The 13,351-nt window shown below is 55.4% G+C and carries 24 protein-coding genes; all 24 read right to left on the reverse strand.

Annotated elements, in window-relative coordinates:
* On the reverse strand, nucleotides 1–177 hold the full coding sequence (gene rpmD / locus NTD82_RS00845) for a 50S ribosomal protein L30 (protein WP_010220317.1): 177 nt from the start codon (nucleotides 175–177) through the stop codon (nucleotides 1–3).
* Nucleotides 178–179: 2 nt separating this feature from the next.
* Complete coding sequence (gene rpsE, locus NTD82_RS00850; RefSeq protein WP_042123536.1) at nucleotides 180–680, reverse strand: 30S ribosomal protein S5; 501 nt, start codon at nucleotides 678–680, stop codon at nucleotides 180–182.
* A gap of 3 nt (nucleotides 681–683) precedes the next feature.
* The gene (gene rplR / locus NTD82_RS00855; RefSeq protein WP_009397496.1) at nucleotides 684–1,034 is read right to left on the reverse strand and encodes a 50S ribosomal protein L18; all 351 of its coding nucleotides are present in this window, start codon (nucleotides 1,032–1,034) and stop codon (nucleotides 684–686) included.
* Between the two features lie 10 nt (nucleotides 1,035–1,044).
* Entirely contained in the window at nucleotides 1,045–1,578 is a 534-nt protein-coding gene (gene rplF / locus NTD82_RS00860) for a 50S ribosomal protein L6 (protein WP_095159999.1), read from the reverse strand.
* A 12-nt stretch (nucleotides 1,579–1,590) separates the two neighbouring features.
* Nucleotides 1,591–1,983 carry a 30S ribosomal protein S8 gene (rpsH, locus tag NTD82_RS00865; RefSeq protein ID WP_095160000.1) on the reverse strand — a complete coding sequence of 131 codons (393 nt, stop codon included), beginning with the start codon at nucleotides 1,981–1,983 and terminating at the stop codon, nucleotides 1,591–1,593.
* Between the two features lie 206 nt (nucleotides 1,984–2,189).
* Entirely contained in the window at nucleotides 2,190–2,495 is a 306-nt protein-coding gene (rpsN, locus tag NTD82_RS00870) for a 30S ribosomal protein S14 (RefSeq protein WP_095160001.1), read from the reverse strand.
* A 13-nt stretch (nucleotides 2,496–2,508) separates the two neighbouring features.
* Nucleotides 2,509–3,048, reverse strand: a complete 540-nt coding sequence (gene rplE, locus NTD82_RS00875) for a 50S ribosomal protein L5 (RefSeq protein ID WP_009397500.1) — start codon at nucleotides 3,046–3,048, stop codon at nucleotides 2,509–2,511.
* Nucleotides 3,049–3,068: 20 nt separating this feature from the next.
* Nucleotides 3,069–3,383 (reverse strand): 50S ribosomal protein L24, encoded by a 315-nt coding sequence (rplX, locus tag NTD82_RS00880; protein ID WP_008374158.1) that lies wholly within the window; start codon nucleotides 3,381–3,383, stop codon nucleotides 3,069–3,071.
* Nucleotides 3,384–3,394: 11 nt separating this feature from the next.
* Complete coding sequence (gene rplN, locus NTD82_RS00885) at nucleotides 3,395–3,763, reverse strand: 50S ribosomal protein L14 (protein WP_002555479.1); 369 nt, start codon at nucleotides 3,761–3,763, stop codon at nucleotides 3,395–3,397.
* Nucleotides 3,764–3,786: 23 nt separating this feature from the next.
* On the reverse strand, nucleotides 3,787–4,053 hold the full coding sequence (gene rpsQ / locus NTD82_RS00890; RefSeq protein ID WP_031303185.1) for a 30S ribosomal protein S17: 267 nt from the start codon (nucleotides 4,051–4,053) through the stop codon (nucleotides 3,787–3,789).
* Between the two features lie 2 nt (nucleotides 4,054–4,055).
* Nucleotides 4,056–4,247 (reverse strand): 50S ribosomal protein L29, encoded by a 192-nt coding sequence (gene rpmC / locus NTD82_RS00895; protein ID WP_002555481.1) that lies wholly within the window; start codon nucleotides 4,245–4,247, stop codon nucleotides 4,056–4,058.
* Nucleotides 4,247–4,660, reverse strand: a complete 414-nt coding sequence (gene rplP / locus NTD82_RS00900; protein ID WP_009397508.1) for a 50S ribosomal protein L16 — start codon at nucleotides 4,658–4,660, stop codon at nucleotides 4,247–4,249. Before rplP ends, rpmC begins: the two co-directional genes overlap by 1 nt.
* Nucleotides 4,661–4,672: 12 nt before the next feature.
* Nucleotides 4,673–5,359, reverse strand: a complete 687-nt coding sequence (rpsC, locus tag NTD82_RS00905) for a 30S ribosomal protein S3 (RefSeq protein WP_095160002.1) — start codon at nucleotides 5,357–5,359, stop codon at nucleotides 4,673–4,675.
* 14 nt (nucleotides 5,360–5,373) lie between these two features.
* A complete protein-coding gene (gene rplV, locus NTD82_RS00910; RefSeq protein ID WP_003103908.1) occupies nucleotides 5,374–5,706 on the reverse strand; it encodes a 50S ribosomal protein L22 in 333 nt (110 codons plus the stop codon).
* 11 nt (nucleotides 5,707–5,717) lie between these two features.
* Complete coding sequence (rpsS, locus tag NTD82_RS00915; RefSeq protein WP_002555486.1) at nucleotides 5,718–5,993, reverse strand: 30S ribosomal protein S19; 276 nt, start codon at nucleotides 5,991–5,993, stop codon at nucleotides 5,718–5,720.
* A gap of 16 nt (nucleotides 5,994–6,009) precedes the next feature.
* A complete protein-coding gene (rplB, locus tag NTD82_RS00920) occupies nucleotides 6,010–6,834 on the reverse strand; it encodes a 50S ribosomal protein L2 (protein WP_095160003.1) in 825 nt (274 codons plus the stop codon).
* 14 nt (nucleotides 6,835–6,848) lie between these two features.
* Nucleotides 6,849–7,148 (reverse strand): 50S ribosomal protein L23, encoded by a 300-nt coding sequence (rplW, locus tag NTD82_RS00925; protein WP_095160004.1) that lies wholly within the window; start codon nucleotides 7,146–7,148, stop codon nucleotides 6,849–6,851.
* Nucleotides 7,145–7,747, reverse strand: coding sequence for a 50S ribosomal protein L4 (rplD, locus tag NTD82_RS00930; protein ID WP_095160005.1), 603 nt, complete (start codon nucleotides 7,745–7,747; stop codon nucleotides 7,145–7,147). The genes rplW and rplD overlap by 4 nt, the downstream gene beginning before the upstream one ends.
* Before the next feature lie 12 nt (nucleotides 7,748–7,759).
* Nucleotides 7,760–8,395, reverse strand: coding sequence for a 50S ribosomal protein L3 (rplC, locus tag NTD82_RS00935; RefSeq protein ID WP_095160006.1), 636 nt, complete (start codon nucleotides 8,393–8,395; stop codon nucleotides 7,760–7,762).
* Between the two features lie 81 nt (nucleotides 8,396–8,476).
* The gene (rpsJ, locus tag NTD82_RS00940; RefSeq protein WP_003186070.1) at nucleotides 8,477–8,788 is read right to left on the reverse strand and encodes a 30S ribosomal protein S10; all 312 of its coding nucleotides are present in this window, start codon (nucleotides 8,786–8,788) and stop codon (nucleotides 8,477–8,479) included.
* A gap of 140 nt (nucleotides 8,789–8,928) precedes the next feature.
* Entirely contained in the window at nucleotides 8,929–10,122 is a 1,194-nt protein-coding gene (gene tuf, locus NTD82_RS00945) for an elongation factor Tu (RefSeq protein ID WP_095160007.1), read from the reverse strand.
* 30 nt (nucleotides 10,123–10,152) lie between these two features.
* On the reverse strand, nucleotides 10,153–12,300 hold the full coding sequence (gene fusA, locus NTD82_RS00950; protein ID WP_095160008.1) for an elongation factor G: 2,148 nt from the start codon (nucleotides 12,298–12,300) through the stop codon (nucleotides 10,153–10,155).
* A 30-nt stretch (nucleotides 12,301–12,330) separates the two neighbouring features.
* Nucleotides 12,331–12,801: a 30S ribosomal protein S7 gene (rpsG, locus tag NTD82_RS00955; RefSeq protein ID WP_008089143.1), complete on the reverse strand. Its 471-nt coding sequence runs from the start codon at nucleotides 12,799–12,801 to the stop codon at nucleotides 12,331–12,333.
* A 116-nt stretch (nucleotides 12,802–12,917) separates the two neighbouring features.
* Nucleotides 12,918–13,289: a 30S ribosomal protein S12 gene (rpsL, locus tag NTD82_RS00960; protein ID WP_003257088.1), complete on the reverse strand. Its 372-nt coding sequence runs from the start codon at nucleotides 13,287–13,289 to the stop codon at nucleotides 12,918–12,920.
* Nucleotides 13,290–13,351: the final 62 nt, after the last annotated feature.

The following is a 13,351-nucleotide window of genomic DNA, read 5'->3' on the forward strand; positions in this document are numbered from 1 at the left end:
TTAACCCTCGACGCGCAGCATGTAGTAAGCCTTGTTGATCATCCCGCGATTCTCGGGAGTATCCAGGACTTCTACAGTGTGACCGATGCGGCGCAGACCCAGACCTTTAACACACAGTTTGTGGTTAGGCAGACGGCCGGCGGTGCTTTTGATCAGCGTTACTTTAACGGTAGCCATGATCAGAGAATCTCCTCAACGCTCTTGCCGCGCTTGGCAGCAATGGACTCAGGAGATTGCATAGCCTTCAGACCCTTGAAAGTGGCGTGAACCACGTTTACAGGGTTAGTCGAGCCGTAGCACTTGGCCAGGACGTTCTGAACGCCAGCAACTTCCAGGACGGCACGCATGGCGCCACCGGCGATGATACCGGTACCTTCGGAGGCAGGCTGCATGTAAACCTTCGACGCGCCATGGGCGGACTTGGTTGCGTACTGCAGAGTGGTGCCATCCAGGTCAACCTGAATCATGTTGCGGCGAGCAGCTTCCATAGCCTTCTGGATCGCAGCAGGTACTTCACGCGACTTACCACGGCCGAAACCAACGCGACCTTTGCCATCACCTACCACGGTCAGCGCGGTGAAGGTGAAGATACGGCCGCCTTTTACGGTCTTGGCAACGCGGTTAACCTGAACCAGCTTCTCGATGTAGCCTTCGTCGCGCTTTTGATCGTTATTTGCCATAACTTAGAACTCCAGCCCGCCTTCACGAGCAGCATCAGCCAGCGCTTTGACGCGGCCGTGATACTTGAAGCCGGAACGGTCAAAGGCAACTTGAGATACACCGGCGGCTTTCGCACGCTCAGCTACCAGCTTGCCAACCTTAGTGGCCGCGTCGATGTTGCCGGTGGCGCCATCACGCAGTTCTTTGTCCAAAGTCGAGGCACTGGCCAAGACTTTGCTGCCGTCGGCCGAGATGACCTGGGCGTAGATATGCTGCGAGGAGCGGAACACGCAGAGACGCACGACTTCGAGTTCGTGCATTTTCAGGCGTGCTTTGCGAGCGCGACGCAGACGAGTAACTTTTTTGTCGGTCATTTGCTATGCCCTACTTCTTCTTGGCTTCTTTACGACGGACTACTTCGTCCGCGTAACGCACACCCTTGCCTTTATAAGGCTCTGGTGGACGGAAGTCGCGGATTTCAGCGGCCACCTGACCTACCAGCTGCTTATCGATACCCTTGATCAGGATATCGGTCTGGCTTGGAGTTTCAGCGGTGATACCGGCTGGCAGTTCGTAGTCCACTGGATGCGAGAAGCCGAGCGCCAGGTTGAGCACGGTGCCTTTGGCTTGTGCTTTGTAACCAACACCGACCAGCTGGAGCTTGCGCTCGAAGCCTTGGCTTACGCCTTGGACCATGTTGTTTACCAGGGCACGGGTAGTACCGGCCATAGCGCGGGTCTGTTGATCGCCGTTGCGAGCAGCGAAACGCAGCTCACCAGCTTCTTCGATCACTTCTACAGACGAGTGAACATTCAGTTCGAGAGTGCCCTTGGCACCCTTCACCGAAAGCTGTTGGCCGGCGAATTTTACTTCGACGCCAGCTGGCAGCTTAACGGGGTTCTTAGCGACGCGAGACATGCTTATCCCCCCTTAGAACACTGTGCAGAGAACTTCGCCGCCAACACCGGCAGCGCGCGCAGCACGATCCGTCATCACACCTTTGTTGGTGGAGACGATAGACACGCCCAGACCGCCACGTACTTTCGGCAGTTCATCGACGGACTTGTACTGACGCAGACCTGGACGACTTACGCGCTTGACTTCCTCGATGACCGGACGGCCTTCGAAGTATTTCAGCTCGATGGAGAGCGATGGCTTTACATCGCTGCTGACTTGGTAGCCAGCAATGTAACCTTCGTCTTTCAGAACTTTGGCGACCGCAACCTTCAGAGTTGACGAAGGCATGCTTACGACGGACTTTTCAGCCATCTGGGCATTACGGATGCGAGTTAGCATGTCCGCTAACGGGTCCTGCATACTCATGGGCTAGACGCTCCTGATGCAAAAAAAATTAGCCTTTCGGCTACTACTGTCGCCCGAAGCTGCACGGAAAAACCCGGGCTCAGGCGAGCCGGTCATTCTAGACACATACCAAAAACGAAACAAGCCCCAAAAGGGGCTTGTTTCGATGCCGGGTCACCGGTGGTCGGAAGATCGCTCTTCCACCACCGGGACACTGCAGGTACGTCTTACCAGCTGGCTTTGACCAGACCTGGAACGTCACCGCGCATTGCTGCTTCACGCAGCTTGTTACGGCCGAGGCCGAACTTGCGGTAAACGCCGTGTGGACGACCAGTGATGCGGCAGCGGTTACGCAGGCGCGAAGCGCTGGCGTCACGTGGCTGCTTCTGCAGAGCTACAACCGCAGCGAAACGCTCTTCTGGAGTTACTTCCAGATTAACGATGATCGCTTTGAGCTCAGCACGCTTCTTGGCGAACTTAGCAACCGTCAGCTGACGCTTCAGCTCGCGGTTTTTCATGCTCTTCTTGGCCATTTTCCTACTCCAATCAGTTGCGGAACGGGAATTTGAAAGCACGCAGCAGAGCGCGGCCTTCGTCATCCGTACGAGCAGTGGTGGTCAGGGTAATGTCCAGACCGCGCAGAGCATCGATCTTGTCGTAGTCGATTTCCGGGAAGATGATCTGCTCTTTCACGCCCATGCTGTAGTTACCACGACCATCGAAGGACTTGGCATTCAGGCCGCGGAAGTCGCGAACCCGAGGCAGGGAGATCGCCAGCAGGCGGTCCAGGAACTCGTACATACGATCACGGCGCAGAGTGACTTTGACGCCGATCGGCCAACCTTCACGGACTTTGAAGCCTGCGATGGATTTCCGAGCGAAAGTCACAACGGCTTTTTGACCGGTGATCTTTTCCAGGTCAGCAACAGCGTGCTCGATGACTTTCTTGTCGCCGATCGCTTCGCCCAGACCCATGTTCAGGGTGATCTTGGTAACGCGCGGAACTTCCATCACGTTCGCCAGCTTAAGTTCTTCCTTAAGCTTCGGAGCGATTTCCTTCCGATAAATCTCTTTCAGTCGTGCCATGGTCTTCTACCTAGCAGTGTTCAAGCATCAACCGCTTTTTGGGTCGACTTGAAGACACGAATTTTTTTGCCTTCTTCTACTTTGAAACCAACGCGGTCAGCCTTGTTGGTTTCGCCGTTGAAAATGGCGACGTTGGAAGCGTGCAGAGGCGCTTCTTTCTCGACGATACCGCCTTGTACGCCCGACATCGGGTTAGGCTTGGTATGACGCTTCACCAGGTTGATCCCACCAACGACCAGACGGTCGTCAGCGAGCACCTTCAGCACCTTACCGCGCTTACCTTTGTCTTTGCCGGCGATCACGATGATCTCGTCGTCACGACGAATCTTTTGCATGTCGGATCTCCTTACAGCACTTCTGGGGCGAGCGAGACGATCTTCATGAACTTCTCGGTACGAAGTTCACGGGTCACTGGCCCAAAGATACGGGTGCCGATCGGCTCTTGCTTGTTGTTCAACAGAACAGCAGCGTTGCCATCAAAGCGAATGATGGAGCCGTCAGCGCGACGAACACCGTGGCGAGTGCGGACTACAACAGCAGTCATCACTTGGCCTTTTTTCACTTTACCGCGCGGAATTGCTTCCTTGACGGTTACTTTGATGATGTCACCGATACCGGCGTAACGGCGGTGCGAACCGCCGAGAACCTTGATGCACATGACGCGACGAGCGCCGCTGTTATCGGCCACATCGAGCATGGATTGAGTCTGAATCATAAAATTTCTCCGACCCTTAGCCCTTAGACTTCAACAGCGCGTTCGAGAACTTCAACCAGCGCCCAGGACTTGGTCTTGGCCAGCGGACGGGTTTCACGGATGGAAACCTTGTCGCCGATATGGCATTGGTTGTTTTCGTCGTGCGCGTGCAGCTTAGTCGAACGCTTAACGTATTTACCGTAGATCGGGTGCTTTACGCGACGCTCGATCAGAACGGTGATGGTCTTGTCCATCTTGTCGCTGACGACACGGCCAGTCAGCGTACGGACGGTTTTTTCAGCTTCAGCCATGATCACTTACCTGCCTGCTGGTTGAGCACAGTTTTCACGCGAGCAATGTCACGCTTAACTTGCGAGAGCAGGTGCGACTGCCCCAACTGGCCAGTTGCTTTCTGCATACGCAGATTGAACTGGTCGCGCAGCAGGCCGAGCAGTTGCTCGTTCAGCTGCTGTGCTGATTTTTCACGAAGTTCATTCGCTTTCATCACATCACCGTCCGCTTAACAAAGGAGGTGGCGAGAGGCAGCTTTGCAGCAGCCAGGGCGAAAGCCTCACGCGCCAGCTCTTCAGAAACACCCTCGATCTCGTACAGGACTTTGCCTGGCTGAATCTGGGCAACCCAGTACTCAACGGAACCCTTACCTTTACCCATCCGCACTTCGAGAGGCTTCTTGGTAACCGGCTTGTCCGGGAATACACGGATCCAGATCTTGCCGCCACGTTTTACGTGACGAGTCAGAGCACGACGTGCCGACTCGATCTGGCGAGCGGTGAGACGACCGCGAGCAACAGCTTTCAGGGCGAACTCGCCGAAGCTGACCTTGCTACCGCGCAGTGCCAGACCACGGTTGTGGCCAGTCATCTGCTTACGGAATTTTGTACGCTTTGGTTGCAACATTTGGCGTACCCCTTACTTAGCAGCTTTTTTACGAGGCGCTGGTGCTTGTGGTTTCAGTTCTTCTTGGCGACCACCAATAACTTCGCCTTTGAAGATCCAAACCTTGACACCGATCACACCGTAAGTGGTGTGAGCTTCGTAAGTGGCATAGTCGATATCGGCACGCAGGGTGTGCAGTGGCACACGACCTTCGCGATACCATTCAGTACGTGCGATTTCAGCACCGCCGAGACGACCGCTCACTTGGATCTTGATGCCCTTGGCACCAATACGCATGGCGTTCTGTACGGCGCGCTTCATAGCACGGCGGAACATGACACGACGCTCCAGCTGCTGAGCTACGCTCTGAGCAACCAGCATACCGTCGAGCTCCGGCTTGCGGATCTCTTCGATATTGATGTGCACAGGCACACCCATTTGCTTGGTCAGGTCCTGACGCAGTTTCTCAACATCTTCACCTTTCTTCCCGATAACGATACCTGGACGAGCGGTGTGGATGGTGATGCGTGCAGTTTGGGCCGGACGATGAATATCGATACGGCTCACGGACGCGCTTTTTAGTTTGTCTTGGAGGTACTCACGGGTTTGCAGATCCTTCAACAGGTAATCTGCGTAAGTCCTACCGTCGGCGTACCAGACGGAGGTGTGCTCCTTGACGATTCCCAGGCGAATGCCAGTGGGATGTACTTTCTGACCCATCTGTATCGACTCCGTTACTTGTCCGCAACCTTGACAGTGATATGGCAAGACCGCTTGACGATGCGATCAGCGCGGCCTTTGGCACGCGGCATGATGCGCTTCAGCGAACGCCCTTCGTTGACGAAAACGGTGGAGACCTTCAGGTCATCAACGTCTGCGCCTTCGTTGTGTTCGGCGTTGGCTACGGCCGACTCGAGGACTTTCTTCATGATTTCAGCAGCTTTCTTGCTGCTGAAGGCCAACAGGTTGAGCGCTTCGCCCACCTTCTTCCCGCGGATCTGGTCGGCGACCAAGCGGGCTTTCTGGGCGGAGATTCGAGCGCCCGACAACTTAGCGGCTACTTCCATTTCCTAACCCCTTAACGCTTGGCTTTCTTGTCAGCCACGTGCCCGCGGTAGGTGCGGGTACCGGCAAACTCGCCCAGTTTATGGCCGACCATGTCTTCGTTCACGAGAACTGGGACATGTTGACGACCGTTGTGTACCGCGATGGTCAGACCGACCATTTGTGGCAGGATCATCGAACGACGCGACCAGGTTTTAACTGGTTTGCGATCGTTCTTTTCCGCCGCCACTTCGATCTTCTTCAGTAGGTGAAGATCGATAAAAGGACCTTTTTTCAGAGAACGTGGCACTGTCGTATCCCTCTATTTACTTGCGACGACGGACGATCATTTTGTCGGTACGCTTATTACCACGAGTCTTCGCACCCTTGGTCGGGAAGCCCCATGGCGATACCGGATGACGACCACCGGAGGTACGACCTTCACCACCACCATGTGGGTGGTCAACCGGGTTCATGGCAACACCACGAACGGTTGGGCGAACGCCACGCCAGCGTTTGGCACCAGCTTTACCCAGCGAACGCAGGCTGTGCTCGGAGTTCGAGACTTCGCCCAGGGTCGCACGGCACTCAGCCAGTACTTTACGCATTTCGCCAGAGCGCAGACGCAGGGTCACGTAGACACCTTCGCGAGCGATGAGCTGAGCCGAAGCACCAGCGGAACGAGCGATTTGCGCACCCTTACCCGGCTTCAGTTCGATGCCGTGAATGGTGCTACCGACTGGGATGTTACGCAGCTGCAGCGAGTTGCCCGGCTTGATAGGAGCCAGAGCACCTGCGATCAGCTGGTCACCAGCGCTCACGCCTTTAGGGGCGATGATGTAGCGACGTTCGCCGTCCGCATAGCACAGCAGAGCGATGTGAGCAGTACGGTTTGGATCGTATTCGATACGCTCGACAGTGGCGGCGATGCCGTCCTTGTCGTTGCGACGGAAGTCGACCAGACGGTAATGCTGCTTATGACCACCACCAACGTGACGAGTGGTAATACGGCCATTGTTGTTACGACCACCAGACTTCGATTTTTTCTCGAGCAGCGGTGCGTGAGGAGCGCCTTTATGCAGCTCCTTGTTGACCACCTTGACCACAAAACGGCGGCCAGGGGAAGTCGGTTTGCATTTAACGATTGCCATGATGCACCCCTTCCTTACTCAGCACTGCTGCTGAAATCGAGATCTTGGCCTGGTTGAAGGGAGATGATCGCCTTCTTCCAGTCATTACGCTTGCCCAGGCCGCGAGCGGTGCGCTTGGACTTACCCAGAACGTTCAGGGTAGTTACGCTTTCCACTTTCACGCTGAACAGGCTTTCGACGGCCTTCTTGATTTCCAGCTTGGTTGCGTCAGTAGCAACCTTGAAAACGAACTGGCCTTTCTTGTCAGCCAGAACCGTGGCCTTCTCGGAAACGTGCGGGCCAAGTAGAACTTTAAATACGCGTTCCTGGTTCATCCCAGCAGCTCCTCGAATTTCTTCACGGCCGACACAGTGATCAACACTTTGTCGTATGCGATCAGACTGACCGGATCGGAGGCCTGTACATCGCGCACGTCAACGTGCGGCAGGTTACGGGCAGCCAGGTACAGATTCTGATCAACAGCATCAGAAACGATCAGTACATCGCTCAGACCCATGCCATTCAGCTTGTTCAGCAGGTCTTTGGTTTTCGGTGCTTCAACAGCGAAGTCTTGAACCACGACCAGACGGTCGGTACGCACCAGCTCAGCGAGGATGGAACGCATTGCTGCGCGGTACATCTTCTTGTTGAGCTTCTGCGAGTGATCCTGAGGACGAGCTGCGAAAGTGGTACCGCCGCCACGCCAGATTGGGCTACGGATAGTACCGGCACGAGCGCGACCAGTACCCTTCTGACGCCAAGGGCGCTTACCGCCACCAGATACGTCGGAACGGGTTTTCTGCTGCTTGGTGCCTTGACGGCCGCCGGCCATGTAGGCCACGACTGCTTGGTGAACCAGCGTCTCGTTGAATTCGCCACCGAAAGTCAGTTCGGAAACTTCGATCGCTTGAGCGTCATTTACATTTAGTTGCATGTCAGCTTCCCCTTAACCGCGAGCCTTGGCAGCCGGACGCACAACCAAATTGCCACCAGTGGCGCCCGGAACGGCACCCTTGACCAGCAACAGATTGCGTTCAGCGTCGACGCGCACTACTTCCAGGGACTGAACGGTCACGCGCTCGGCGCCCATGTGACCGGACATTTTTTTGCCCTTGAATACACGACCAGGAGTCTGGCACTGGCCGATAGAGCCCGGGACGCGGTGGGAAACGGAGTTACCGTGGGTGTTGTCTTGACCGCGGAAGTTCCAGCGCTTGATGGTACCGGCAAAGCCTTTACCCTTGGACTGACCGGTAACATCTACCAGTTGGCCTGCAGCGAAGAGTTCAGCGTTGATCAAGTCGCCAGCCTGGTATTCGCCGTCTTCAAGACGGAATTCCCAGACACCACGACCAGCGGCAACGTTTGCTTTAGCGAAGTGGCCTGCTTGAGCAGCAGTCACACGCGAAGCACGACGCTCACCGACAGTGACTTGCACTGCACGATAGCCATCGGTTTCTTCAGTTTTGAACTGGGTGACGCGATTCGGCTCGATCTCAATGACCGTGACCGGAATGGAGACACCTTCTTCGGTGAAAATGCGGGTCATACCGCACTTACGACCGACTACACCAATAGTCATGTTGTAAACCTCATGAGTGTACGGGGCTTTCACCCGCTATGGCCGCCCATTTCAGAGCGTTACACGACTAAGACCCAAGTCTTAGCCGAGGCTGATCTGCACTTCCACACCTGCTGCAAGATCAAGCTTCATAAGCGCATCAACGGTTTTATCCGTTGGCTGGACGATGTCCAGAACGCGCTTATGAGTACGGATCTCGTACTGGTCGCGCGCGTCTTTGTTGACGTGCGGGGAGACCAGAACGGTGAACCGCTCTTTACGGGTAGGCAGTGGAATTGGACCACGTACCTGAGCACCAGTACGTTTCGCGGTTTCCACGATTTCCTGGGTGGATTGGTCGATCAGGCGATGGTCAAAAGCCTTCAACCTGATACGGATTTGCTGATTTTGCATTGGATTTCAGACTCCAGGCTGCTATTCCCACCGGGCGCACTACGCCCGTTAAAAGGAGGCGTGATTCTATAGACGCCCCCATTAGGTGTCAACCCAATAAAAAAACCCCCGCTAAGCGGGGGTTTTTTCATCGATCGAAATTACTCGATGATTTTGGCTACGACGCCGGCGCCGACGGTACGACCGCCTTCACGGATAGCGAAGCGCAGACCATCTTCCATCGCGATGGTTTTGATCAGGGTAACAGTCATCTGAATGTTATCGCCTGGCATTACCATTTCAACGCCTTCTGGCAGCTCGCAGTTACCAGTCACGTCAGTAGTACGGAAGTAGAACTGTGGACGGTAGCCTTTGAAGAACGGAGTATGACGGCCGCCTTCTTCCTTGCTCAGAACGTAAACTTCTGCGGTGAACTTGGTGTGCGGCTTGACCGAACCTGGCTTGACCAGAACCTGGCCACGCTCAACGTCGTCACGCTTGGTGCCACGCAGCAGAACGCCGCAGTTCTCGCCAGCACGACCTTCGTCCAGCAGCTTGCGGAACATCTCAACACCAGTACAGGTAGTGGTGGTGGTGTCACGCAGACCAACGATTTCCAGCGGATCCTGAACGCGGACGATGCCACGCTCGATACGACCGGTAACAACGGTACCACGACCCGAGATCGAGAATACGTCTTCGATTGGCATCAGGAACGGCTTGTCGATAGCACGCTCAGGCTCTGGGATGTAGCTATCCAGAGTCTCAACCAGCTTCTTGACAGCGGTGGTGCCCATTTCGTTGTCGTCTTTGCCTTCCAGCGCCATACGAGCCGAACCGATGATGATCGGAGTGTCGTCGCCTGGGAAGTCATAGGTGGACAGCAGGTCGCGAACTTCCATCTCGACCAGTTCCAGCAGCTCAGCGTCGTCTACCAGGTCAGCCTTGTTCAGGAAGACCACGATGTACGGAACGCCAACCTGACGGGACAGCAGGATGTGCTCACGGGTTTGTGGCATCGGACCATCGGCGGCCGAGCAAACCAGGATCGCGCCGTCCATCTGGGCAGCACCGGTGATCATGTTCTTCACATAGTCAGCGTGACCTGGGCAGTCAACGTGAGCGTAGTGACGAATTTTCGAGTTGTACTCAACGTGAGCGGTGTTGATGGTGATACCGCGCGCTTTCTCTTCTGGAGCCGAGTCGATCTTGTCGAACTCAACGACTGCCGAACCGAAAACTTCGGAGCAGACGCGAGTCAGAGCTGCAGTCAGAGTGGTCTTACCGTGGTCAACGTGGCCGATAGTGCCGACGTTAACGTGGGGAAGGGAACGATCAAATTTTTCTTTAGCCACGACAGTGAACCTCTTGCCTAAAGGGCTGGATTAGCCTTGTTTTTTAACGAGCGCTTCGACGATGTTCGCCGGAGCTTCGGAGTATTTGGAGAATTCCATGGAGTAGCTCGCGCGACCCTGAGACATGGAACGAACGTCGGTCGCATAACCGAACATTTCACCCAGCGGCACCTCAGCACGGATCACCTTGCCGGAGACCGAGTCTTCCATACCTTGGATCAGACCACGACGACGGTTCAGGTCACCCATCACGTCACCCATGTAGTCCTCTGGGGTTACTACTTCTACCTTCATGATCGGCTCAAGCACCTTACCGCCACCTTTGGTAGCCAGTTGCTTGGTCGCCATGGAGGCAGCCACCTTGAACGCCATCTCGTTGGAGTCGACGTCGTGGTAGGAACCATCGAACACGGCTGCCTTCAGGCCGATCAGCGGATAGCCGGCAACAATGCCGTTCTTCATCTGCTCTTCGATACCCTTCTGGATCGCCGGGATGTATTCCTTAGGAACCACACCACCTACAACTTCGTTGGTGAATTCCAGACCTTCGGTAATGTTGCCCTGAGCGTCTACTGATGGCTGCGAGAAGCGAATCCAGCAGTGACCGAACTGACCGCGACCACCGGACTGACGAACGAACTTGCCTTCGATCTCGACGTTGTCCTTGCTGATCTGCTCGCGGTACGAAACCTGCGGCTTACCAATGTTGGCCTCAACGTTGAATTCGCGCTTCATGCGGTCAACAAGGATGTCCAGGTGAAGCTCGCCCATACCGGAGATGATGGTTTGGCCGGTTTCTTCATCGGTCTTGACGCGGAACGACGGGTCTTCCTGAGCCAGCTTGCCCAGTGCGATACCCATCTTCTCCTGGTCCTGCTTGGTCTTCGGCTCAACAGCTACCGAGATCACAGGCTCCGGGAAGTCCATACGCTCAAGAATGATTGGCTTGTCGGCGTTGCACAGAGTGTCACCAGTGGTGACGTCCTTCATGCCGATCAGGGCAGCGATGTCGCCCGCCAGAACTTCCTTGATTTCTTCACGCTGGTTGGCGTGCATCTGCACCATACGACCAACGCGCTCTTTCTTGCCCTTGACCGAGTTGATCACGGAATCGCCAGACTGCAGCATGCCCGAGTAAACGCGCACGAAGGTCAGGGTACCCACGAACGGGTCAGTAGCAATCTTGAACGCCAGAGCCGAGAACGGCTGGCTGTCATCTGCATGACGCTCGTCGTAGTCAGCCTCGACCAGCTCTTCCTTTGGCTTCTCGATCAGGTCTGGGTGGATACCCTTGATCGCAGGAATCTCGGTCGGAGCAGGCAGGAAGTCGATAACAGCATCGAGAACCAGAGGAACGCCCTTGTTCTTGAAGGAAGAACCACAAACAGCCGGAACGATCTCGCTAGCCAGGGTGCGCGCACGCAGGCCTGCCTTGATCTCGTCGACGGTCAGCTCACCTTCTTCAAGGTACTTGTTCATCAGCTCTTCGTTGGCTTCGGCAGCAGCCTCAACCATGTTGGCACGCCATTCTTCAGCCAGGTCCAGCATATCGGCAGGAATTTCTTCCTCGCGATAGGTGGTGCCTTTGTCGTCGTCGTTCCAGTAGATAGCCTTCATCTTGATCAGATCGACCTGACCCTGGAAGTTCTCTTCCGAACCGATGGCCAACTGAACAGGAACCGGGGTGTGACCCAGACGGTTCTTGATCTGACCTACGACGCGCAGGAAGTCGGCACCGGCACGGTCCATTTTGTTCACGTAAACAACACGTGGAACACCGTATTTGTTGGCTTGACGCCATACGGTTTCGGACTGCGGCTCAACGCCGGAGGTACCGCAGAACACAACGACCGCACCGTCAAGTACGCGCAGCGAACGCTCAACTTCAATAGTGAAGTCAACGTGGCCAGGGGTATCGATGACGTTTACGCGATAGTTGTCGTACTGACCACGGGAACCCTGCCAGAAAGTGGTAACAGCAGCGGAGGTAATGGTAATACCCCGCTCCTGTTCCTGCACCATCCAGTCGGTGGTCGCGGCGCCATCATGCACCTCGCCCATTTTGTGGCTCAGGCCTGTGTAGAACAGGATCCGCTCGGTAGTGGTAGTTTTACCCGCATCAACGTGCGCGCAAATACCAATGTTACGGTAGCGGTTGATTGGTGTAGTACGAGCCATAAAGCCCTCGCGAAAATAGTGATGCCAGAATTAGAAGCGGTAGTGCGAGAACGCTTTGTTGGCTTCGGCCATACGGTGTACGTCTTCACGCTTCTTGACTGCAGCACCTTTGCCTTCAGCAGCATCCAGCAATTCGCCGGCCAGGCGCAGAGCCATGGACTTCTCGCCACGCTTACGGGCGTAGTCTACCAACCAGCGCATTGCCAGAGCGTTACGACGGGATGGACGAACTTCAACAGGAACCTGGTAAGTAGCACCGCCAACACGGCGCGACTTCACTTCGACCAGCGGAGCGATGGCGTCGAGAGCTTTCTCGAAGATTTCCAGGGGATCGCTGTTCTTGCGCTCTTTGACCTTGTCCAGCGCACCGTAAACGATACGCTCGGCAACGGCCTTTTTGCCGCTTTCCATCACGTGGTTCATGAACTTGGCGAGGATCTGGCTTCCGTATTTCGGATCGTCCAGAATCTCACGCTTGGCTGCTACACGACGTCTTGGCATTGATAAGCCCTCAAACGGTCTTCAGGTTAGCCCGGGACATCCACCCTCTCGAGGGTTTGCGCCCGACCTTACTCTTATCGACTCAAAAAAATGAATGAACTACTGCAAGCGACCAATTACTTCGGACGCTTGGTACCGTACTTCGAACGACCCTGGTTACGGCCTTTAACGCCCGAGGTATCCAGAGAGCCGCGAACGGTGTGGTAACGAACACCTGGCAAGTCTTTTACACGGCCGCCGCGAATCAGTACGACGCTGTGCTCTTGCAGGTTGTGGCCTTCACCGCCGATGTACGAGGAAACCTCGAAACCGTTGGTCAGACGCACACGGCATACTTTACGCAGTGCCGAGTTAGGTTTTTTCGGCGTAGTAGTGTACACACGGGTGCACACGCCACGACGTTGCGGGCAGTTCTGCAGCGCAGGTACGTCGGATTTCTCGACGGTACGCTTACGCGGCTGACGTACCAGCTGGTTGATAGTTGCCATCTACTAGCTCCACTGTTGTCTTGCGACGCTATTGTCTTGCAAGAAAGCATAAATTGGCAGGG

Origin of the sequence: Pseudomonas sp. 5P_5.1_Bac1 (assembly GCF_025466015.1) — a bacterium.
Lineage (GTDB): Bacteria > Pseudomonadota > Gammaproteobacteria > Pseudomonadales > Pseudomonadaceae > Aquipseudomonas.

What these genes read in the sequence shown, in the direction of transcription:
- rpmD (WP_010220317.1), bottom strand. Translation starts at nt 177, where the DNA reads ATGGCTACCGTTAAAGTAACGCTGATCAAAAGCACCGCCGGCCGTCTG.
- rpsE (WP_042123536.1), bottom strand. Translation starts at nt 680, where the DNA reads ATGGCAAATAACGATCAAAAGCGCGACGAAGGCTACATCGAGAAGCTG.
- rplR (WP_009397496.1), bottom strand. Translation starts at nt 1,034, where the DNA reads ATGACCGACAAAAAAGTTACTCGTCTGCGTCGCGCTCGCAAAGCACGC.
- rplF (WP_095159999.1), bottom strand. Translation starts at nt 1,578, where the DNA reads ATGTCTCGCGTCGCTAAGAACCCCGTTAAGCTGCCAGCTGGCGTCGAA.
- rpsH (WP_095160000.1), bottom strand. Translation starts at nt 1,983, where the DNA reads ATGAGTATGCAGGACCCGTTAGCGGACATGCTAACTCGCATCCGTAAT.
- rpsN (WP_095160001.1), bottom strand. Translation starts at nt 2,495, where the DNA reads ATGGCCAAGAAGAGCATGAAAAACCGCGAGCTGAAGCGTCAGCTGACG.
- rplE (WP_009397500.1), bottom strand. Translation starts at nt 3,048, where the DNA reads ATGGCACGACTGAAAGAGATTTATCGGAAGGAAATCGCTCCGAAGCTT.
- rplX (WP_008374158.1), bottom strand. Translation starts at nt 3,383, where the DNA reads ATGCAAAAGATTCGTCGTGACGACGAGATCATCGTGATCGCCGGCAAA.
- rplN (WP_002555479.1), bottom strand. Translation starts at nt 3,763, where the DNA reads ATGATTCAGACTCAATCCATGCTCGATGTGGCCGATAACAGCGGCGCT.
- rpsQ (WP_031303185.1), bottom strand. Translation starts at nt 4,053, where the DNA reads ATGGCTGAAGCTGAAAAAACCGTCCGTACGCTGACTGGCCGTGTCGTC.
- rpmC (WP_002555481.1), bottom strand. Translation starts at nt 4,247, where the DNA reads ATGAAAGCGAATGAACTTCGTGAAAAATCAGCACAGCAGCTGAACGAG.
- rplP (WP_009397508.1), bottom strand. Translation starts at nt 4,660, where the DNA reads ATGTTGCAACCAAAGCGTACAAAATTCCGTAAGCAGATGACTGGCCAC.
- rpsC (WP_095160002.1), bottom strand. Translation starts at nt 5,359, where the DNA reads ATGGGTCAGAAAGTACATCCCACTGGCATTCGCCTGGGAATCGTCAAG.
- rplV (WP_003103908.1), bottom strand. Translation starts at nt 5,706, where the DNA reads ATGGAAGTAGCCGCTAAGTTGTCGGGCGCTCGAATCTCCGCCCAGAAA.
- rplB (WP_095160003.1), bottom strand. Translation starts at nt 6,834, where the DNA reads ATGGCAATCGTTAAATGCAAACCGACTTCCCCTGGCCGCCGTTTTGTG.
- rplW (WP_095160004.1), bottom strand. Translation starts at nt 7,148, where the DNA reads ATGAACCAGGAACGCGTATTTAAAGTTCTACTTGGCCCGCACGTTTCC.
- rplD (WP_095160005.1), bottom strand. Translation starts at nt 7,747, where the DNA reads ATGCAACTAAATGTAAATGACGCTCAAGCGATCGAAGTTTCCGAACTG.
- rplC (WP_095160006.1), bottom strand. Translation starts at nt 8,395, where the DNA reads ATGACTATTGGTGTAGTCGGTCGTAAGTGCGGTATGACCCGCATTTTC.
- rpsJ (WP_003186070.1), bottom strand. Translation starts at nt 8,788, where the DNA reads ATGCAAAATCAGCAAATCCGTATCAGGTTGAAGGCTTTTGACCATCGC.
- fusA (WP_095160008.1), bottom strand. Translation starts at nt 12,300, where the DNA reads ATGGCTCGTACTACACCAATCAACCGCTACCGTAACATTGGTATTTGC.
- rpsG (WP_008089143.1), bottom strand. Translation starts at nt 12,801, where the DNA reads ATGCCAAGACGTCGTGTAGCAGCCAAGCGTGAGATTCTGGACGATCCG.
- rpsL (WP_003257088.1), bottom strand. Translation starts at nt 13,289, where the DNA reads ATGGCAACTATCAACCAGCTGGTACGTCAGCCGCGTAAGCGTACCGTC.